The sequence below is a fragment of the Hahella sp. HN01 genome (assembly GCF_018986435.1).
In the GTDB taxonomy this organism is placed as follows: domain Bacteria; phylum Pseudomonadota; class Gammaproteobacteria; order Pseudomonadales; family Oleiphilaceae; genus Hahella.
The window spans coordinates 13,774-34,873 of record NZ_JAHMIN010000006.1 but is presented as its reverse complement, the minus strand read 5'-3'; the positions used below and the strand labels follow the sequence as shown (position 1 = coordinate 34,873).

Below are 21,100 nucleotides of genomic sequence, written 5' to 3'. Positions count from 1 at the left end.
CTCCCTAGAAAATATCCGCCGAGTCATCGTCTTCTTCCGTGAAGTCAATGATGGCGCTATCCAAGGATGCAGCCTTGGCGCGGCTGTAAAACTCTCCCGAATAGTCACCGCCCAGCAAAACTTCCGTTCTGTCCGTCTCGCCGAATAGATAAATCATGCGGTCTGACGGCGCCGGCGCAGAAGTCTGGTCACGCAGCCGCGTAATGGTTTCTTTAAAGACTTCTTTGGCGACAGGTTTGTCGATATCGGCGAAGCGTTGCTCCACTAGTGGCAAATACTGTTTGGCGTCCAGGTCGGCGATAGCGCATGCGGCGTAAGAAAGATTCTTGGTATTTTCGGGATTCCCGAGAAACGCCGCTGCGCCGTCTGCGTCACGCTTGATCATCCACAACGCATAGCGGGTTTCCATGACGAATTGGGCGCCTTCATAACGCCACTCAAAACTTTCCAGGAAGGACTCCAATACGCTCACGTCCCCCGCATACCCGCACAGCGAAAGCGCGATCGCCACAGGGCCGGTCTTGCAGTTCAACCCATAGGAGGCGTCGTCATCGCTGACCTTCTGCAACACCCCTAACAAGATATCGGTCGCGTTGGGTATGTGGTGGCGCGTGTACGCCATAGCGAGAGCGCCTACCAGCCCTTTGTTGGTTTCATGATATAGCGATGGCGTGAAGCCATAGGAGTTCAACTTTTCGCTGCGCACTCTTTTGGCGTACTCGAAATGCCGCTCAAAGCTGGATTCCAGAAACGCTGTGACTCTGCCCGCGTATTCCGCTTTCCGCCCCCAGCCATGCAACGTGGGCAGCCAGCCGGAACTATAGTCGTGATCCTCCACTTCCAGCTGCTGCGTCAGTTTGTCCAGCAACATGGAGAATGTCGTCTCGTCACTCATATTCGCAAACAGGTAATAGCGATAGTCCCGTTCTGTCTCCGCCATATGCTCATGCAGCGACTGCATGAACGTCTCCGAGGCGTTCGCCCTGGCGATGAGCGTATCGCAGAAGGTGTGCAGCCCGTTTTCGACTGCGGTAAAACACTCTTTGCTCAACTCCGCGCGGATATCCCAGTCAATGTCGTCAGTCCATAATTCGTCGTTATTGAGAAAGTCATATATCGGGGAGGTCTGACGGCTGATCGTCGTCAGCGTCGCCGCAAAATCCGTTTGGAAGGCGTTGACCGCCGCCTCAATATTGTTTTCGATTTCGGCTTTGAGGGTGTGTATAGCGTCGTAAGGAATCGTCACAGGATACCATCTCTAATGTATTTATCAGACAGTGCGCGATTTGCGCCACGGCGAAAATGTGCATGGAAGTCCAGGCGCATTAACCGGCTATTAGAATGCGGGATAGCAACGAGGAAATAAATCATTCGCGGGCGTCGGGAACCCATCCCAACGCCCGCTTCGATCTGTTTAAGCAGCGGCCACTACGGTGTAGCCGAGGTAGCTGGTGTAAGCCAGGTACACCGCCAGCAGAATGCCGCCTTCGACGCGGTTGATGCGGCCTTGTTTGCCTTTGAAACCGAAGCCCATGACGAACAGCGCCAGGGTGAGGCCGGCCATCAGCGTCCAATCGCGATACAGAACTTCCGGTTGCACTTCCAGAGGATGAATCGCCGCAGCGATGCCGACGACGGTGAGCGTATTAAACAGGTTGGAGCCGATGACATTGCCGATGGCGAGGTCATGCTCGCCCTTACGGATCGCCGCCAGCGAAGAGGCAAGCTCCGGCAACGAGGTGCCGATGGCCACGATGGTCAGGCCAATGATCAGGTCGCTGACGCCCAGGCTGTGCGCCACGGTGACCGCGCCCCACACCAGAATGCGCGAGCTGATAATCAGTAGAATCAGGCCGGCCACCAGCCAGAATATGGCGTTTTTCAGGGGCATGGGGTGCGCGATCATTTCATCGTCCACTTCCGACGCCAACGCATCGGAGCGCTGCTGCATACCTTCGCGAATGGTCCAGCCCATCAGCCCGGCGAACACCACCAGCAAAATCGCCGCGTCAACGCGGGTCAGGTCGCCGTCCCATAACAAGCCTGCGGATAACAGGGTGATGGCGGCCAGAATCGGCAGTTCTTTGCGCAGCACCTGCGAGTGTACGGCGATGGGACTGATCACCGCCACCAGACCCAGAATCAATGCAATGTTGGTAATGTTAGAGCCATAACCGTTGCCCAGCGCCAGACCGGGGTTGCCCTCCGACGCCGCCAGCGCCGACACCACCATTTCCGGGGCGGATGTGCCGAACCCCACGATCACCATCCCAATCAACAGGGGCGGCATGCCTCCATGCTTCGCCGTCGCGGCGGCGCCATCCACAAAACGATCTGCGCTCCAAACCAGCAGCGCCAGGCCAGCGACAATAGCAAGCAATGCAAGCATCATGCGATCACCTCGCAATTAACGGAATTCGGCGCATACGCCTTAAGAGTAACCAAGTTCCATGGAACGGAATCGGCATTATGAAGAGCAAGTATATTCATCATTTGCAGCCTCTGGGGTGGAAAGATAAACGCCAAGACGCACGAAAAACATCCACCCCTGGCTGCTTTTCGTGCGTCTTAGGTCTCATCAATCCTGGGAGGGACACGATCGCCACGGACTTTGCGCCCGGAGACTGTTGACGACCGTTCCGGCTGAAGCCGGGAGACTACTCCCCTAAGAGTGGGCGAATCCTAGCAAACTCCTTCAACAGGGACAACCTAAAGCTTCCGCCGCGGCCGCCTCCACCGCTAAAGCCCTTGCGCCCCGCGGCTTTCGCCGCATTAACAATCGCTCAGGTTACATTGCATTGCCCACCTTCACTGCTACAATTTTGGTAACGGACCTGCTCAGGAAGAGAAACAAGATGAAAGGCATCGTTTTCACCGAATTTCTGCAACTGGTGGAGGATAAATTCGGGCTTGAGGAAGTCGACGCCCTTATTGAAGAATCCGGCGTTTCAGGGGTATACACCTCCGTAGGCACCTACGACCACAGTGAAATGGTCGAACTGCTGAAAACGCTTAGCGCCCGTCACGACGCTCCCATCCCTGACTTGTTGAAAACATTCGGTAATCATTTATTCGGCCGTTTCTATGTCCTGTATCCGCAATTCTTCAAGGACATCCACGGCTCCTTCGACTTTCTCAGCAAAATCGACGTTTATATCCACCAGGAAGTGCAGAAGCTCTATCCAGACGCGGAACTGCCGCGTTTCGATTGCAGTCAGCCGCAGCCCGACCAACTGCTGCTCTATTACTATTCAACCCGACATCTGGAAGATCTGGCGGAAGGGTTGATACAGGGCGCGCTCGCCCACTTCAATGACGGTGTCGTACTCAGTCAGCGAACGGAAGAAAAGGACCATATCACCTTCGAGCTGAACAAAATCCAATGACCAAAATCGCCGTACTTGAACGCGCTCTCGCCCGGGAGCGCGCCGCCCGTCATCAGGCGGAGCAACTGTTGGAATTGAAAGCCACTGAACTCTACGAGAGTCATCTGTTGCTGGAGGACGCCCTGCAGAAAACCGCAGGCATGGTGCACTCCCTTGGCGACATGGTCAAAGACCGCACCAAGAAGCTGGAAGAGGCGCGGGATGAGGCCATGGCCGCCAACAAGGCAAAGAGTCTGTTTATCGCCAACATGAGCCATGAGATCCGCACACCGCTAAATGGGGTGATCGGCATGCTGCAGGCCATGATGCATGGCGATCTGTCACGGGAACAAAAGGCCCGCGCCAAAACCGCCCTCACTTCCGGCAAACTGCTGCTGACGGTGATCAACGATCTGTTGGACTTTTCCAAGCTGGAGGCGGACAAGGTCAACCTGGAGCGCATTCCCTTCTCGCTTGGTCGTCTGCTGGACAGCTGTCTGCCGGTCGTGTGCAGCCAGGCGTCCGATAAAGGTCTCACCTTGACGCTGACCCTGGCCGCCCATCTGCCGGACCAGATCATGGGAGACCCTACCCGACTCAAGCAGATCATCTGCAACCTGCTGTCCAACGCCGTGAAGTTCACCAAACAGGGAGAGGTGTCATTGTACTGCTACCCGGTGGAGGACCGCCTCATGTTCGGCGTGGCGGATACCGGCGTCGGCATTCCCGCAGACCGGCAGCAACAGATTTTCGAACCCTTCAGTCAGGCGGACGATTCCCATACCCGGCGCTACGGCGGCACCGGGCTGGGACTGTCCATCAGCTCCCGTCTGGTGGAGGCCATGGGCGGTCGTCTGCAAGTGCGCAGCGAGCCCGGTGTTGGAGCCGACTTTTACTTCTCCCTGCCTTATCTCTCCCTGTCTATTGACGGATCGACCCGGGAACCGCCGCCGGCGCCCTGGGCGGACAAGCCCATTCTGTTGTTGGCGGAGGAGTCCATTGCGCCCTTCCTGAAGCGAGGCCTGCGTGAACTCGGCGTGGATATACTGGCCCCTTCCAGCTCCACCGAAGAAGCCCTGAAAGCCCTGGAAAGCGCCTTCCGCCCCTTTGATCTGATGTTGATTCACCAACAGACGCCGCCGCGGGAAATCCTGACCTGGCTACGGCACAAACACGGCGACCAGAACCCAATCGCAGTAAGGGTGTTCGGCGCCCAGGTGGATTTGAATAACGAGGACGTCCTGTACTCCGAATTGCGCTCGCCTATTCGTCCCCATGATTTGTTCGTCCTGCTGCAAAACCATTATGTAGGCGAAAACTGCCGCGCCTGTTGTCTGGATGACCATGACGACGATGACGACGCGCAAAGCTGGTGGTTCGGCGGCTCCAAAGTGCTGTTGGCGGAGGACAATGTGGTCAATCAGGAAGTGGCCATCGACCTGCTCAGCTCCGTCGGCGTCAAGCCGGATGTGGTCGACAACGGCCTGTCCGCGGTTCACGCCGTGCAGGGCAAAGACTACGATCTCATTCTGATGGACGTGCAGATGCCGGAGCTTAACGGGCTCGACGCCACCCGCGCCATTCGCGCTCTGGGCGGGCGTTTTCAGGAGATTCCCATTCTGGCGATGACCGCTCACGCGCAGCAAAGCGATCGCGACCTGAGTCGTGACGCCGGCATGAACGGCCATATCGTCAAACCGTTCGCGGCTGAAGAGCTGTTCGAGACGCTGGGTCACTGGCTGCGCAGTAAAACCCCCGCGCCGGCGACGCGGGAAAGCATCATTACCGCGCCAGCCGGCGGCCACGATATTCCCTCCCTGCCCGGTCTCAACATCACCGAAGCCTTGCAGCGCCTGGGTGGACGTTGGCCCCTGTTCCAGCGCATCCTCAGCGGCTTCTACGAAAAGTGGGAAGACGCTCCCAAGGAGTTGCAAACCCTGATGGAGCAGAACGCGCTTGGTGAAATCGCCATCATTACCCACGGCCTTAAAGGCAGCGGCGCGACCATTGGCGCGGAAGCGCTGGGCAAAGCCGCCGGCGCGGTGGAAAGCGCCGCCCGCGCGGGCAATCAAAGTCAGACCCACGACCTGATGGCGCCGTTGCTGCAAACGCTGGAGGAAGTATTGTCCGGTCTGTCGCGCCTGGAACAAAACGAAGCCGCTCCTGCGCCATCGATGCTCAGCAAAGATCAGCGGCCATTGCTGCCGCAGTTGCTGCAATTAAGAGACTATCTGGAAAGCGATCTGGGGCAGGCGCAGAAATCCCTCGCCCAACTCCGCGCCACCGTCAGCGATCCACCGCAGGTGCAAGCGCTGTCGCAGCTGGAGGAAGCGTTGTTTCAGTTCGATATCGAGCAGGCTCAAACCCACTTATCCCAACTCATTCAAACTCAGGGTGAACCACAATGAGCGACGAAAAGCCCCATGTGATGATCGTCGACGATTCTCCAAACGACCTGCATTTCCTGCTGGAGAACCTGAAAGACGAATATGCGGTGCAAGCCGCCACCAGCGCCGCCAAAGCTTTGCAGATGGCGGAAAAAGATCCAGAGCTGGATGTGGTGCTGCTGGACGTGACCATGCCGGAAATGGACGGCTATGAATGTTGCCGACGGCTGAAGGCGAATCCCGCCACGCAGCACATTGAGGTCATCTTCGTCTCCGCTCACGATACGGTGGAGGAAAAACTGGCGGGTTACGACGCCGGCGGCCGGGATTATCTGATCAAACCGGCGCAACCGGACGTGCTGCGCAAGAAAGTACGCATGGCGATACAGCAGATGCAGCAGGCCAAAGCGGGCCAGGAGGCGCAACAAGCGGCCATGTCCACCGCGATGACCGCCATCACCGTCGCGGGCGAACAAGGGGTGATTCTGGAGTTCCTGCGCCGCAGCATGAGGGTGGACACGCTGGCTGATCTGGCAGGACTGATCATTGAGACCCTGGAGGAATTCGACCTGCAGGGCACCGTACAGATCAATCTGGAGAACGACAAAGTCAGCCACAGCAGCAAAGGCTTTGTCTCGCCGCTGGAGTCCGAGCTGCTGCTCAAAGTCAAAGATCAGGAGCAGCGGCTACTGGAATTCAATAAGCGCTTACTGGTCAACATTCCGCCGTTTTCCCTGCTGGTGCCCAAAATGCCTGACGATGACGAGAAGAAAGGCCGCGCCCGCGACAATTTACTGCTGTTGCTGGAATGCGCCGAGTTCCGCCGTCAAGGACTTGAAAACCAGTCATTGATCGCGTTGATAGAAGGCGTGCTACAGGACAGCCGTAAAGCCTTGAAAGACATCAACGAAGTGCGCGAACGCCAACATAAAACCGCGTTTCAGGTGCTGGAGCAAACCCTGGATGAACTGGTGATCGCCTACGATAGTCTGGCGTTGCTGGAAAGTCAGGAAGAGACTCTCACCAAGGTGGTGCGCAACGGGTTGGAGCGCACGTTCAAAACCTATGAAGAAGTGACCGGGCTGGATGAGCAATTAGAGGCCATTATCCATCGCATGGAGCACTGTCGGGGGGCGTGATCTCGCCCCGTTTTCAGGCTCTCACGCCCCTAATCACGTCACCTCTCCATCCCCTGTTTGTGGGCGCGCTTTGTGTTTCATCCCCGCTGGACGCTGGCGGTGAGCGACGCTCCCATATCCAGAATGCACTGAGGGATGCGATCCAAAGAGATTTCCCGGGCTACCGCACCTATTTTCGCCGCCTCTTTCGGCATGCCGTAAACGATGCAGGAGCGCTCATCTTGACCAATGGTCAAAGCGCCGGCATTGCGTAACTCCAACAGCCCTTTTGCGCCGTCGTCCCCCATGCCGGTCATGATGATTCCCAACGCGTTGCGGCCCGCCGCCTGGGCCACCGACCGAAACAGGACGTCGACGGATGGCCGATGTCGATTCACCGGCGGCCCGGACATGATCTCCACAAAATACTGCGCGCCATTACGCCGCAGCAGCATGTGCTTTCCGCCAGGAGCGATCAGCGCGCGCCCCGGCGCCACCTGGTAGCCGCTTTCCGCCTCCAGGATTTCCAATTCACAGATACTGTTCAAGCGCTCAGCGAACGCCGCGGTGAACTTTTCAGGCATGTGCTGCACGATCACAATGCCTGGACAATTACGGGGCAGCCGCGTCAGCACATATTCCAACGCCTGGGTGCCGCCGGTGGAGGTTCCCAGCGCGGCGATTTTGTTGGTGGAGACCGTCGAGCCGCTGGAGCGTAGAGGAATCACCGCGTCCGCGGAGAATTTGGCGGGAGTCGTCACGGCTTGCGCCGGCGCCGCCGTTGCGGTCGGCATATTGCGCATATTGGCTTTCGCCGCCGCTTTGATTTCCATGATCAACTGGCCGGCGGCGCTCTCCAGATACTCCTTCACTCCCACGGTCGGTTTCGCCACCACCGCCACCGCACCGGCGGCCAGCGCTTTCATGCTGGTCTCCGCGCCCTTGCTGGTCAGGCTGGAGCACATCACCACCGGCGTGGGCCGCTCCGCCATCAATTTCTTCAGGAAGGTGATACCGTCCATGCGCGGCATTTCCACATCCAGCACAATGACATCGGGCCACTGCTTGCTCATCCTCGATTGCGCGAAAATGGGGTCCGCCGCCGCGCCAATTACTTCAATATTCTTATCCCGCTCCAGCACTTGCTGCAGCACCTGCCTGACCACCGCCGAGTCATCCACCAGCATGACCTTGATCTTAGTGTTCATCGGCTTCCCTTCCTTAGCCACACATCGCCGCTCCAGACGTCAAACACCAGATTGCGATGCGCCCGGCCGCCCAGGTCTTCGCCCATTATCCGAAATCCATGGTGTTTGAGCAGACGATACGCTGCTTCAATGTTGCGTTTACTCACGTTGATTGAGGACCCTTCCAGCATAGAGCTGCCTCCGAATATTTTCACTTCGTACTCCTGCGGCCGCGTACGTTCCTTCTTTAAGGCGTCCACCAGTAATTGCATCGCTTCGTCCGCATAACGCCCATCCAGCCCCTGATTGGACGCGCCGCCGTTGCGTTGCGGAAGCATGTAATGACACATGCCGCCCAGGCGCTTTTGTGGATGCCACAGCACCACCGCCACACAGGAGCCCAGCAGCGTCTTCATGCGGGTGTCGGCGTCGGAAAAATACCATTCGCCCGGGTCCAGATAGACTTCCAGAATGTCCTGCGGCGCTTTGCCGGCGTCGATCATGCTGGGAGCGTCTTTCTGAATCCATACGTCTCCGTTCCAGATATCAAACACCAGATTGCCGCTGCCGTTGTGATCCATCGCCAGCTTGAAGCCAAAGTCATGCAGCAGCTGGCCCGCCTCTTTCGCCGTCTTGCCTGCATCCGGTCCATCGAAGACAAACAATTTCGCCTCAAAGCGGCGAGGCGGCGCGCCAGCGCGCACCATCTCCAATTGCAGCAGACTCAGCGCCGCATCCGCATAGGCGGCGTTCAGCGTTCGGCCGGTGGGCTCGCTGGCGTCCATGCGCACTTTTTTAAAGTGGCACATTCCCCCGAGCTTCAGGTGCGGGTGCCACAGGGTGACGATACCCCCCTCCCCGAGCAGGCTGCGAATACGCGTGTCGGCCTCCGCCAGATACAACTCCCCCGCATCCAGAAATATCTCCAGGGGCTCCTCAGGCTTGGTGATTACGGTTTGCGATACACGGCGGGACATATCTGCTCTAGTTGCTCCGTCACGCCATTCAGACTCTCTGATCGACCGATGAACAAGTGACCGCCTTTATGCAAGTGTTGTATCAATTTGGCGATCAGTTGACGCTTGGTGTCCGCCTGAAAGTAGATCATGACATTGCGTAAAAAAATCACGTCGAACAGCCCTACATTGGGCAGCGTGGCGTTTAAGTTAAGGTTTTTGAACTGCACGACTCCGCGCAATTTTTTGTCCACCAACAGATTGCCGTCTTCCGGCCCCACGCCCTTAAGGCAGTACCGCCTCAGGTAATTCGGCGGCATATGCTGCGCCCGCTGCATGGAGTAACATCCGCGCCTGGCGTGAGTAAGCACGTCAGTGGAAATATCGGTGGCCAGAATTTCCCAATTGGACTGTCCCAGTGCGTCATCCAGCAACATGGCGATACTATAGGGCTCTTCTCCCGTGGAGCAGGCCGCGCTCCAAACCCGAAACGGCCGGCCTCGCGCGCGCTGGGGCAGAATGTGCCGCTGCATGAAGTCAAAGTGCTGGGGCTCGCGAAAGAAATAGGTTTCGTTGGTGGTCAGCAGGTTCAGCGCAATCTGGCGTTCGTCCGCATCAGCGTCGATCAGCTTCAGATAGTCGCCATAGCTTTGCAGGTTATGCGCTTGCAGGCGTTTGGCGAGACGACCGGTGACCAGGTTCTTCTTGGCGTCGGTCAGAAAGATGCCCGCCGCATCGTGCACAAAGCGTTTAACGATAGCGAACTCTCTGTCGCCGATGCGATAAAGACCGGACTTCGGCGCAGCGCCTTCACTGGCGACGATCTTGACCATCAGGCCACGCTCTCCTGCAAGGCCTCCGCCATGTTGGTAATTTCATCCACGGACAGCACCCGGTCAATGTCCATGACGATGACAAAGCGATCATCGGATTTCCACATGCCCTGAATGAAATCCACCCGGATCTTGGCGCCGAACGCCGGGGGCGGCTGAATATTGGACATGGGAATATCAATGACCGCGCTCACGCTGTCCACGATCACCCCCATGTCCTGGCTCTCTTCTCCTGAGCCAACCTCCACGATGATGATGCAGGTGCGCCGGGTCACTTCCCGCTCGGTTTTGCCGAAGCGGCAGCCCAGGTCGATCACCGGCACCACCCGACCACGCAAATTGATCACCCCACGGATGAAACTTGGTAATGTCGGAATCGGAGTGATGCCGCCATATTCGATGATTTCCTTCACCCCTAACAGAGGAATGGCGTACATGTCCCCGCTTTGCATAAAAGTGAGGTACTGTTCGCTGTCCGCGGGCTGGGCGCTTGTTTCCAATGCCTGAGCCATATCCGTCTCCTTCCAGGCGAGGGTTTCCGATTAAAAACGAATGAAATGCGCTTCGTCCGGCTCCGGCGCTTCCGCCGCCGGCTTGTTGACCACCCGCAAGGGTTTGACCTTGGCGGTCTTCTTGGGCGCTGGTTCTCGCGGAACAACCGCCCGCACGGCGCTGCTGGGACTGCTGGGACTGCTGTCGCCCAGTTTAAAAAACGCCATGATGTGCTGCAGTTGCTGGGCCTGACTGCTCAGCTCTTCCGCCGTCGCCGCCAGCTCTTCACTGGAGGAGGCGTTGCTTTGCGTCACCTGACTGACCTGCGTCATGGCGGTATTGACCTGGGCCACGCCGCTGGCCTGCTCGGAACTGGCGGCGGCGATTTCCTGCACCAGACCGGCGGTTTTCACAATGGAGGGAACCAACTCTTCCAGCAAGGCGCCCGCCCGCTCTGCGCGATCCACGCTGTTGTCGGCCAGGTTGCTGATTTCCTGGGCGGCGGTCTGGCTGCGTTCCGCCAGCTTGCGCACTTCCGCCGCCACCACGGCGAAGCCCTTGCCGTGTTCCCCCGCCCGCGCCGCTTCGATGGCGGCGTTCAAGGCCAGCAAGTTGGTCTGATAGGCGATGTCGTCGATGATTTTAATCTTGCCGGCGATATCGCGCATGGCGGTGACGGTGGCCTGCACCGCCTGTCCGCCTTCCTGCGCTTCCTGGGATGACTTGGTGGCGATATCCTCGGTGACCTGGGCGTTTTCGGTGTTTTGCGAAATGCTGGCGTTCATCTCCTCCATGGACGCGGTTGTTTCCTCAACGCTGGCCGCCTGTTCGCTGGCGGCTTGGGACAGGGACTGCGCCGTGGAGCTGACTTCCTCGCTGGCAGAGGACAAATTGTCCGCGGAGCTGCGCACGTCGCTGATGATATCTGTGAATTTCTCCACCATTTGCGACATGGCCGCCAGCACCTGCCCGGTTTCATCCCGGCTGTTGACGTTGACGCTCACGTTCAGATCGCCTTCAGATAAACGATAGGCCACATCCGCCGCGTGTCCGAGCGGACGGGAAATAGCGCGGGAGATAATAAAACCCAGCATCAGACCCAATATGGCGGCGACGCCGATCACCGCCAGCATCACGGTTTTGCTGGTGGCGTATAGCTCATCGTTGGATTTGGAGGTAGCCTCAGCATTCTGCTCAATCACCTGCACCAGCTCTGTCATCATGTTATCCAACGCGTCCGCTTTTGGACGCAGCGTGGTCATGGCGAACTCGACGGAATCGCGGTTGGACATCAGGCTTTCCTGTCTGACGATATTCAACAGACGGTCCCGCAGCGGGATATATTCCTGATAGGCGCGATCCAGGTCTTTATACAGACGTTTCGCCTCTTCCGTTTCAGCGATGCTTTTGGAGACACTCAGCTCGGTTTGCATCGCGGAGTCAAACTCCTGCACTGAGCGCATAAAGGCTTCACGCTCCTCCATGGTGCTCGCCAGCATCAGGTTGCGCAGGGCGCGGCTTTGGTTGAGGAGCTGGATGTTGGCTTCCTTGACGTGGGAAATGCCCAAGGTGTCGCGTTTATACATCTTGGTGTCGGATTCGTTGATTTTGCCCATGTTGGTGATACCCAGGTAACCCACCACCGACATCAGTACAAGCATCAAAAGAAAGGAGCCTATCAGCTTTACGGAGACTTTCAGATTATTAAACCAACCCATGATCCCTCTCCCATATTTCCAGTGTTTCTCTATTCATTACTGGCGTTTAGTCAATGCATTCATTTCGTCAGACATACCAATCCCACCCACGTCAACCGGCCGCCATTTTCCTGCCCACATACTGGTTTTGGGCGTTTTCCGCCCGAGTGACCAGTTCCGGGATATCCAGAATCAGTCCTACGTCGCCGCTTCCCAGCAGCGTGCAGCCACTGACCCATTTCAGCGGCGTAAAGATGTCGCCCAGAGGCTTGATAACGGTTTGCAATTCGCCCATTAAACGGTCCACCACCAGCCCCGCCCGGCGGCCGGCGTATTGCACCACCACCACGCTTTGCCGATCGGAGGGACGGCCGTCAATGCTGAACAGATCCCGCAGTCGCAAAAACGGCAGCGCCAGCCCGCGCAGGCCCATAAAGTCGCCGCCGCCGTCGCCGTTCAGCTCGACGCATTCATCCACCATTTCCAGAGGCACCACGTACTTGCTGTCCCCCACGCCCACCAGAAAACCGTTGATGATGGCCAAAGTCAGCGGCAGTCGCAGTCGAATGGTGGAGCCTTTGCCCAGCTCACTTTCCACCTCCACGCTGCCGCGCAGTTCTTCCAGGGTTTTCTTCACCGCGTCCATACCAACGCCCCGGCCGGACACATTGGTCACTTGCTCCGCCGTAGAAAAACCGGGTTCGAAAATAAGCTTGAAGATCTCGCCGTCGCTCATCCCTTCCGCGCTGCGAATCAGTTGCTTTTCAATCCCCTTGGCGACGATTTTCTCTGGGTTCATGCCGCCGCCGTCATCGCTGACTTCAATGACGATGCTGCCGCGCTCATGAAAGGCGTTCAGCCGGATCACGCCGGTTGCCGCCTTGCCTCGTTCCCGCCGCAGCGTGTCCGATTCAATGCCATGGTCGATGGCGTTGCGCACCAAATGAGTCAAGGGTTCGCTGATACGCTCCACCAGGGTTTTATCGAGGTCAGTATCGCCGCCGCTGACGACGAGCCGGATATCTTTGCCCAGATCGCGAGCCAGATCACGCACCACCCGTTGGAAGCGGTTAAAGGTATCGCCGATCTGCACCATTCGCAGACTGAGCGCGCAGTCGCGCACGGCCTCGATAAAGCGGGTGGAGTTGGCGATGGACTCATCCAAATGGGATTCTCGAATGTGCTCCGCTTTCACCCGGACTTCCGCGTTGGCGATCATCAGTTCGCCGATCAGATTGATGAGGTGATCGAGCTTCTGCGCATCGACTTTAAGGAAACTGTCCTGACGCTGTTTTTTGACGACGCCGGCCTGCTTTTCCAGCGCTGTATTGACGGTTTTTTCCTGCACGGCGTTGCGAGCGACCAGTATTTCACCCAGCTTGGGCCTCTCCGGCACGCTCTCCTGTTGTTTCAAGGCCTGCTCCAGTTCATTGCGGGTGACGGCGCCGCTATCCAGCAAAATCTCGCCAAGACGATGTTCTCCCTCCGGGGTCGCCTCAATGGCTTCGTCCCAGGAGTCAGGATCGCCCACCGGAGTAATGCGCACCTCGCTGCTGGCGCTCACGAACTCAAACGCGTCCTCAATTTCTTCTTTGGCCTGTTCGGTAATCAGGTCCATTTCAAAGGCGAGATAACAGGATTCCGGGTCCATTTCCTCCGCCGCCGGCATATGCCCGCAGAAGGTAGTGACCCGGACCAGTTCGCCGAGGGTGGAGATGTAATGCAGGATGCTGAGGGGGTCCATACCGTCGCGCAGCAAGTCGCGACCACAGCGTAGAGAAATATGCCAGCCGCGCGCGCCTTGTGGCGTCTCGCCGACGTCGGCTTCCGGCGTGGCGACGGCGCTGGCGGAGCCGGGCAGATAGCGTTGCAGTTGCGCCTGTAGCGCAGCGCCTTTACGTAGCAGCTCGCCTTCCACTTCCCCAGCCAGGGAGCTTTCCACCAGCCGCCCGATTTGATCGCCGCAACTCAACAACAGGCTGATCAGATCGCCGTCAATGTCCAAGCGACCATCGCGAACAGCGTCCAGCACGCCTTCCACATCGTGTGTAAAAGCGACGACATGGTCCAGCCCAAACAACCCACCGGACCCCTTGATGGTGTGGGCGGCGCGAAACACCGCATCCACCAGTTCCTTTTTGGCGCCCTCCTCCTCCAGGGTCAGCAGCGACTGCTCCATTTCCGCCAGCAGTTCTTTGCTTTCCTGGGCGAAGGCCTTTAAGGCGCCGCTGAAATCCAGGCTCATTATCCGTCTTCCCTTTCCGTGACGCAGGCTGCGGGTTGCGTCGCCGAGGCAGATTCATCGGCGAGCGCGAATCCGGTCAGCCCGGCAAGTCTTATTCGTCATACCGGCTGATTGTCGCCCTCCGGGCGTTCGAGAAGGGGTCCTTCCCGGACCGTCGTTAAGCGGTCCCATGTTTTTTTCTTCCTTCCGCTTCCTGCTGCTTCCTTCTGCTTTTCTTTCTTCTGCTTTCTGCTTCTATTTCTGACTTTTCTATTTCCCGGTTTTCTATTTTTTCTTCTATACGCTCAATCGGACCAGACCGGTCTACTCCAACATGTCGGCGAGCCCGGTCAGCGTGAACACTTTGTCGACCGCCTCACTGGCGTTCACCAGCCGCGCGCGCCGATCCCGTTTGGCCAGGATCAACAGTTGCAGGCCCGCCCCGTCCAGTTCCGTCAGTTGGCTAAGATCGATGTCGATATCTTTATGCTCAAGCAGGGGCGCTTTGGCTTCCGCCGCACAGTAGATCGTCAGCTCACCGCTCAGGGTCAGCCGGTTCTGCTCGGGGTCGTGTTGGGAGTCTATGCTCATTGTGTCTCCCTCCCTGGACGGGTGACTGCGCGTCAGGGCAGTATCAGTTTCTGGACGGCTTTAAGCATGGCTTCCGGACGGAACGGTTTCACCATCCACGCCTTGGCGCCCGCCATCTGACCTTCCATACGTTTATCTTCGGTGCTTTCCGTCGTCAGCATGATGACCGGAGTGAATTTGTATTCAGGCAGGCTTTTAAGCTCCTTGACGAAGGAGATGCCGTCCATGACCGGCATGTTCACGTCGCAGACAATCAAGCTGGGCTTGGCGTCAGGCAGCTTTCCCAGCGCGTCCTGGCCGTTTTCCGCCTGTATTACGTTGTAGCCTGCGGACTTGAGCGTAATGTCCACCATTTGCCGCAGAGAGATGGAATCGTCAATGATCAGAATGGTCTTCGCCATAGCAATCGTCCATTAGCGCCGTGCGTTGTTGGTCTTCCAGTTGCGCCTGTGAATGCTTCGGCGTCATGGGTGGCGACGCCGAATCATCAACAAACTCTTAAGATACCGTCCTAAATAACTAATCAATAAAAGTAGATTAAGTGTAGTTCAAAATTTAGCCACAAAATCCAGCTATGCAAGTCCCGCCCGCCTTTCAGGGCGCCCTAAGCCGGCGCCTTAAGTCCATTGAACAGCATGGCCGTGGCGTTGGCGGCGGGCGCCGGCTTGCTGAATAAATATCCCTGCGCCTCATGGCAGCCGAGGCTGCGTAAACGCGCTAGTTGATCCGCGGTTTCAATGCCTTCGGCGATAACCTTGAAGCCCATATGCTGAGCAATGGCCAATATGGCCTTGACGATGGCGAAGTCATCGCCGGAGTCGCAAATATTGCTGATGAACGAACGGTCAATCTTCAAACGGTTAAAGGGATATTTGCGCAGATACTCCAGATTGCTGTAGCCGGTGCCGAAATCGTCAATGGCGATATCGAAACCCTGGCGCCACAACTCGCGCAACTGTCCGCCGCCTTTCGGGTCCATCAGGCTGGTTTCCGTCAGCTCCAGTTCGAAGTCATTGGGGGACAGATGATAGCGGGTGAAAAGGTCGACAAAGTCCTGGGTGAACTCATCACGGTGCAGTTGCACCGGCGAGATATTGATCGCCATGCGCAGGCGCTTGCCGGCCCGTTTCCAGAGCGCAATCTGCTGGCACACCTGCTCCATCATCCACAGACTGATGTCGTAGATCTGTCCGTTTTCCTCCGCCAGCGGGATAAAGCGCGCCGGGCTGATATGGCCTTTCTCCGGGGTTTTCCAGCGCAACAACGCCTCAAAACCCACCAGGGACTCCTGCAGAATATCCACCTGGGGCTGGTAATAAACCTCGAACTGTTGTTCGCGCACCGCCTGAAACAGCGCCCGCGACATCCACCAGCGTTCGTGGTTCTCCACGTCCATTTCCGGCGCAAAACGTTTCACCAGATTGCCGCCTTCTTTCCTGGCTTCCAGGGCTGCGATTTCCGCATGATTAAACAGCACGATCCACTCCACGCGGGGATGCGGCGGCGGCGCGTATCCGACAGAGAATTTGAGTAAGAATTCCTGCCCTTCCACCAGGATGGGCAGGCTCAATTTCTGCTGCAGTTGACGCAAATGCGCCGCGCCTTCCTCCTCATCCGCTTCAAGCACCACGCCAAATTTGCCGGAGCCGAGACAGCCCAGCAGCATGCCCGGCGGGAAAATGGACGACATACGCTCCACCACGGCGCGACTGACCTGACGTTCGGACTGGTCGCGGTCATGACTGCTGAGCAGGCCGATCAGGGTCTGATCCATATCCACTTCGCAGACGCACACGCAGACATTGACGTTGTTTTTCTGCTTGATGAGCGAGTCGATCAACTCCATCAAAATATCTTTCTTCGGCAGGCCGGTGACGGAATCGTATTCCTCCAGCAGACGCAGATTCTGATGTTGAAAATCGTGCAGCTTCTTAAGCTTGAGCAGGTTGTTCACCCGCGCCAGCAGTTCGCGCCGGTTAAACGGCTTGCTGACGTAATCCTCCGCGCCGCACTCCAGTCCCGACACGCAGGAATCGCGATCGGCCAGTGCTGTGAGAAGGATAATGGGTATGTGTTTCCAGTGTTCCTGGGCCTTGATTTCGCGGGTCAGCTCAAAGCCGGTCTTACCTGGCATCATAACGTCCAGGATAATCAAATCCGGTTCGTAGCTGGCGACGGCGCCAATCACTTCGTTGGCGTCATTGAGGGGAAAGGCGTCAAATCCCTGCGCCCGAAAGATATCCGTAAGCAGTTTGGTGTTGCGCTGCTCGTCATCAACAATAAGCAGCCTGCTACCGGTAAGTGGGTGCATGACTACAGGCTCCTGCCGTTGAAAGGATGAATGTTACAGAACAAGGATTATCAGCGAAGAAAGATCCCTCTATAGCCACGGGGGAAGAGTCTCGCATCCGGGCGTTGGCCCGACTAATCAGCTCCATGAGCATCTGTCTCTTAATACAGCTCTGAATTTGATTTTTGTCAAATTAGCGGTAGTTTTTATAGATAAGCGCTTCCGCAAAGCGATCAGGGATGGGAAACCGGCGGCGCGTCGCTTCCCTCCCCCGTAACGACGACTGCGACCGCGGCGAATTCCGCCTGGAGGGCGTGATGACAGAGCAATCGGACAATGCATCCATTCTGATCGTTGACGACAACCAGAATAACTGCGACCTGTTGAACCGACGCCTGGAGCGCAAAGGCTTTCGCTGTGCTATCGCGCTCAGCGGCCGTGAGGCGTTGCGGCAAGTGGAGGCGCAACCGCCCGATCTGATTCTGCTCGACGTCATGATGCCGGAAATGGACGGCATGGAAGTGCTGGCAATTCTCAGGAAAGACTTTAATTCCGTCGAACTGCCGGTACTGATGGTCACCGCCAAAAACGCCCATGAAGACATCATCGGCGCCTTCGCACAAGGCGCTAACGACTACATTGAAAAGCCGGTTGATTTCCCCGTCATGCTGGCGCGCATTCGCCACCATCTCCAGCATAAACGCCTCGACGACGAGCTCAAGCGCAGCCAGCAGCAGTTGCGGGAGCAGAACAAGCAGTTGGGCATGTCCAATCAGTACAAAATCAACTTCCTGTCCTCCATGTCCCATGAGCTGCGCACTCCGCTCAACGCGATTCTGGGATACTCGGAAGTGCTGCTGGACGGCATGATGGGCGAAATGAATCCCAAGCAGACGGAATACTGCAAAGAGATCTACGACAGCGGCTCCTATCTGCTGATCATCATCAACGATTTACTGGATCTGTCCAAAATCGAAGCGGGGAAGCTGCAGCTGGAAATTCAGCCCACCCACATCGAAATTCTGGTCAACAGCGTCATTGGCATCATCAAAGAAAAGGCCTCCCGCCACGGCATCCTGCTGCTGACCGACATACAGGAAGACATCGGCCCGGCGGAGCTTGATCCCCTGCGGGTCAAGCAGATTCTCATCAACCTGCTCAGCAACGCCATCAAGTTCACTGACTCGGGTAAGCAAGTGGGTCTCAAGGTCAGCCTGCATGACGACCAGGAATTGCTGATCCAGGTGTTCGATCAGGGCTGCGGCGTGTCCGAAGAAGACCTGCAGCGTATCTTCCTGCCCTTTGAGCAGGCGGAATCCTCCATGAAAAAGAAAAACGTGGAAGGCACCGGCCTCGGCCTCGCCCTGGTGCACAAGCTGGTGCTGTTGCATGGCGGCAGCATTGAAGTAAAAAGCGAACTCGGCCAGGGCAGCAGCTTTTTCATCCGACTCCCCTATCGCGCTTCAGCGGGAGGCTCTTGCGACATGATTTATTGACTCGCGCGGCGTCCATTCCCGTCATTTTCATTCTCAATGAGCGCGTCCAGACACGCCCGGCTAATTTTACCCCCCTTTTATTGACTTGACCGCGTCACTCCCGTTAGGCTGCGTCTCTATTTTCGATGGATCAGCTTAAAATTCAGGATGTTACCTAATGGAAAATGTGAACTATCGGCAGGCGCTGATAGATAAAATGGGAATCCCCGTCACGCAAAATCAAGTCAGCGCCGGGAAAATCAATACCGCCTACCTGTCCGCCGGGGAAGGCGCGCCGGTGATATGCCTGCATGGCGCCGGAGCTGGCGCGGTCACTTGGTATCCCTCTCTGGGCGCGCTATCTCAGCACTTTCATGTGATAGCGCCAGACATCGTCGGTTACGGCGAATCCGACAAACCCGACGCCCCCTATGATCGCCCTTATTTTTCCGCCTGGCTGCAGGATTTCATGGCGGCGCTGGCCATTCCCAAAGCGCATATCGTCGGTCTGTCCCAAGGCGGGGCCATCGCCCTGCAATTCGCTCTGGATTGCCCCGACAAAGTAGACAAACTGGTGTTGGTGGACGCTGCGGCATTGGGCGCGCGGCCTTCCTTGCGTCCCATGGTTGGCATGATCTGGTTGAACAGTTTTCCGTCCGCGTTGGCGAATCGCTTTTTCACGCCTTCGCTGCTGTTCGATACGGGCAAGCGGGACCCCAATCATGCTCATTACTCCATTGAAGTGCTCAAACGCCCCGGCGGTAAAAACCCCTTCACTCAAGGCCGTGGCGCAGCAGTAGCGGCTCTGCCGGAGGAAGCGCTGCGAGGCATTCACAATGAGACGCTGATTATCTGGGGAGAACAGGACCAACTGTTCGCCATCGAGCACGGCGAAGCCGCCGCCAGACTGATGCCAAACGCAAAACTGCATCGCATTCCCCGCGCCGGTCACCTGCCGCTGATGGACCAGCCAGCATTGTTTAATCAGGCGTTGTTGGATTTTCTGGTTTCGACAACCCCAACGACCGCGTACCCCTGCGGCTGAAAGTCTGTCGTTTTGCAGTCCATCTTAATGTCGGAAGGCGCTTCGCTTTTCCAACCTACTCTGTTAAAGACCTACTCTGTTTTGAAAAAAACGAGTGGAAGTATTCAATTAAAACGTTTAGTTCCCGCTTTCGTATGCATTCCAGTACACAGCAATAAACGTAGGTTGGATAAGCGAAGAGCCATCCAACACGCCCTCTAACTTACCCCTAAAAAAAGCAGTGGCGAGAAACGCTATGGACTCGCTACGTCTGCGCTTTATTCAAAGACAGGTCCGGGCGATGAGGCCCACACCGCTGGCCTTGCTTTGTAAACAAACGGGCACTATGGCGCTTCCTGTCTATACTTTATAACGCAGTATGAACTTATCGCAGTCCGAATTCACAAACGTCTATTAATCCTCTTCTTTTCGCCCGGGGCAGACAGGCTGTCACAGGGATGTCAGTAGCCCCACAACCGTCACAAGGAATAAAAAAAATGAAAATAGGCATACTCTCAAGAAACTCCAAACTCTACTCAACGTCCCGTCTGGTGGAGGCGGCCCGCGAGCGTGGGCATGAACCGCGAGTGGTGGATGTGTTGAAGTGCTACATGAACATCACCACCAATGCGCCCACTGTGCGCTACCGCAGCGGCGGCGTCTCTGAGGAATTACAGTTCGATGCAGTGATCCCCCGCATCGGAGCCAGCGTAACCACATATGGCTGCGCGGTGCTGCGTCAGTTTGAGGTCAGCGGGGTGTATTCCATTAACGAATCCATCGCCATTACCCGGTCCCGCGACAAACTGCGCGCCCATCAGCTTCTGGCCCGCAAAGGCGTGGGACAGCCGGTGACCAGTTACGCGCATTCGGCGGACGCCACCAATGACCTGATCGAATCCGTGAACGGCGCGCCCTTGATCGTGAAAGTCATGGCCAGCACTCATGGCAATGGCGTGGTGCTGGCGGAAACGGATAAGGCCGCTGAGACCCTGATCAACGCCTTTCGCGGTTTGAAGGCGGATTTTCTGGTGCAGGAATTCATTAAAGAAGCCGGCGGCAGCGACATCCGTTGTTTTGTCATCGGCGATAAAGTGGTCGCCGCCATGCAGCGCACCGCGCAACCGGGAGAGTTTCGCTCCAATCTGCATCGCGGCGGCAGCGCCCAAGTGGTGAAGCTGCGTCCGGATGAGCGGCGTCTGGCGGTGCAGGCGGCCACGGTGATGGGGCTGGATCTGGCAGGGGTGGACATTATCCGCTCCAGTCACGGTCCACTGGTGCTGGAGGTCAATTCCTCCCCCGGCCTGAAAGGCATTGAAAGCGCCACCAATAAAGACATCGCCGGCGCCATCATCGACTACATTGTTAAGGACGTGCGGAACGGCCCGAATAAGCCCAAAGGGAAAGGATAAGACGCCCGTAGACGGCGTTGAGGTCAGTCTATTTCCTCGTTATCACTAA

General features: G+C 57.1%; 17 protein-coding genes. 6 read left to right on the top strand and 11 right to left on the bottom strand.

All coding sequences use genetic code 11. The features are described 5' to 3' along the window. Positions 1–4: 4 nt before the first annotated feature. Both KP814_RS07525 and KP814_RS07520 read right to left on the bottom strand, forming a co-directional pair. The gene (locus tag KP814_RS07525; RefSeq protein ID WP_216736182.1) at positions 5–1,246 is read right to left on the bottom strand and encodes a hypothetical protein; all 1,242 of its coding nucleotides are present in this window, start codon (positions 1,244–1,246) and stop codon (positions 5–7) included. A gap of 168 nt (positions 1,247–1,414) precedes the next feature. Continuing rightward, on the bottom strand, positions 1,415–2,392 hold the full coding sequence (locus KP814_RS07520; RefSeq protein ID WP_216736181.1) for a calcium/sodium antiporter: 978 nt from the start codon (positions 2,390–2,392) through the stop codon (positions 1,415–1,417). 463 nt (positions 2,393–2,855) lie between these two features. Here KP814_RS07520 and KP814_RS07515 point away from each other — a divergent pair, with 463 nt between their 5' ends. The 3 genes from KP814_RS07515 to KP814_RS07505 are packed head-to-tail and all read left to right on the top strand — an operon-like array spanning position 2,856 to position 6,891. Continuing rightward, positions 2,856–3,386, top strand: coding sequence for a heme NO-binding domain-containing protein (locus KP814_RS07515; protein WP_216736180.1), 531 nt, complete (start codon positions 2,856–2,858; stop codon positions 3,384–3,386). Beyond that, entirely contained in the window at positions 3,383–5,773 is a 2,391-nt protein-coding gene (locus KP814_RS07510; RefSeq protein WP_216736179.1) for a hybrid sensor histidine kinase/response regulator, read from the top strand. The genes KP814_RS07515 and KP814_RS07510 overlap by 4 nt, the downstream gene beginning before the upstream one ends. Further along, entirely contained in the window at positions 5,770–6,891 is a 1,122-nt protein-coding gene (locus KP814_RS07505; RefSeq protein ID WP_216736178.1) for a response regulator, read from the top strand. Before KP814_RS07510 ends, KP814_RS07505 begins: the two co-directional genes overlap by 4 nt. Positions 6,892–6,968: 77 nt before the next feature. Here KP814_RS07505 and KP814_RS07500 read toward each other — a convergent pair whose 3' ends face one another. The 9 genes from KP814_RS07500 to KP814_RS07460 all read right to left on the bottom strand — a co-directional run bounded on the left by KP814_RS07500 (position 6,969) and on the right by KP814_RS07460 (position 17,161). After that, positions 6,969–8,078, bottom strand: a complete 1,110-nt coding sequence (locus tag KP814_RS07500; RefSeq protein ID WP_216736177.1) for a chemotaxis response regulator protein-glutamate methylesterase — start codon at positions 8,076–8,078, stop codon at positions 6,969–6,971. Continuing rightward, a complete protein-coding gene (locus KP814_RS07495; protein ID WP_216736176.1) occupies positions 8,075–9,034 on the bottom strand; it encodes a chemotaxis protein CheD in 960 nt (319 codons plus the stop codon). The genes KP814_RS07500 and KP814_RS07495 overlap by 4 nt, the downstream gene beginning before the upstream one ends. Continuing rightward, positions 9,007–9,846 (bottom strand): protein-glutamate O-methyltransferase CheR, encoded by an 840-nt coding sequence (locus KP814_RS07490; RefSeq protein ID WP_216736175.1) that lies wholly within the window; start codon positions 9,844–9,846, stop codon positions 9,007–9,009. The genes KP814_RS07495 and KP814_RS07490 overlap by 28 nt, the downstream gene beginning before the upstream one ends. Then, on the bottom strand, positions 9,846–10,358 hold the full coding sequence (locus KP814_RS07485; RefSeq protein WP_216736174.1) for a chemotaxis protein CheW: 513 nt from the start codon (positions 10,356–10,358) through the stop codon (positions 9,846–9,848). The genes KP814_RS07490 and KP814_RS07485 overlap by 1 nt, the downstream gene beginning before the upstream one ends. A gap of 30 nt (positions 10,359–10,388) precedes the next feature. Further along, positions 10,389–12,056, bottom strand: a complete 1,668-nt coding sequence (locus tag KP814_RS07480) for a methyl-accepting chemotaxis protein (protein ID WP_216736173.1) — start codon at positions 12,054–12,056, stop codon at positions 10,389–10,391. 91 nt (positions 12,057–12,147) lie between these two features. Beyond that, positions 12,148–14,280, bottom strand: a complete 2,133-nt coding sequence (locus KP814_RS07475) for a chemotaxis protein CheA (protein WP_216736172.1) — start codon at positions 14,278–14,280, stop codon at positions 12,148–12,150. Positions 14,281–14,583: 303 nt separating this feature from the next. Further along, positions 14,584–14,850, bottom strand: a complete 267-nt coding sequence (locus tag KP814_RS07470; protein ID WP_216736171.1) for a lipid asymmetry maintenance protein MlaB — start codon at positions 14,848–14,850, stop codon at positions 14,584–14,586. A gap of 32 nt (positions 14,851–14,882) precedes the next feature. Beyond that, a complete protein-coding gene (locus KP814_RS07465) occupies positions 14,883–15,251 on the bottom strand; it encodes a response regulator (RefSeq protein ID WP_127970285.1) in 369 nt (122 codons plus the stop codon). 203 nt (positions 15,252–15,454) lie between these two features. Beyond that, entirely contained in the window at positions 15,455–17,161 is a 1,707-nt protein-coding gene (locus KP814_RS07460) for an EAL domain-containing protein (RefSeq protein WP_216736170.1), read from the bottom strand. A 296-nt stretch (positions 17,162–17,457) separates the two neighbouring features. On the opposite strand from KP814_RS07460, the gene KP814_RS07455 reads away from it, so the two are divergent. The 3 genes from KP814_RS07455 (at position 17,458) to rimK (ending at position 21,051) form a co-directional block, all read left to right on the top strand. Beyond that, positions 17,458–18,636, top strand: a complete 1,179-nt coding sequence (locus tag KP814_RS07455; protein WP_216736169.1) for a response regulator — start codon at positions 17,458–17,460, stop codon at positions 18,634–18,636. 157 nt (positions 18,637–18,793) lie between these two features. Beyond that, positions 18,794–19,660, top strand: coding sequence for an alpha/beta fold hydrolase (locus tag KP814_RS07450; RefSeq protein ID WP_216736168.1), 867 nt, complete (start codon positions 18,794–18,796; stop codon positions 19,658–19,660). Positions 19,661–20,136: 476 nt separating this feature from the next. Further along, a complete protein-coding gene (gene rimK / locus KP814_RS07445) occupies positions 20,137–21,051 on the top strand; it encodes a 30S ribosomal protein S6--L-glutamate ligase (protein WP_216736167.1) in 915 nt (304 codons plus the stop codon). Positions 21,052–21,100 lie beyond the last annotated feature (49 nt).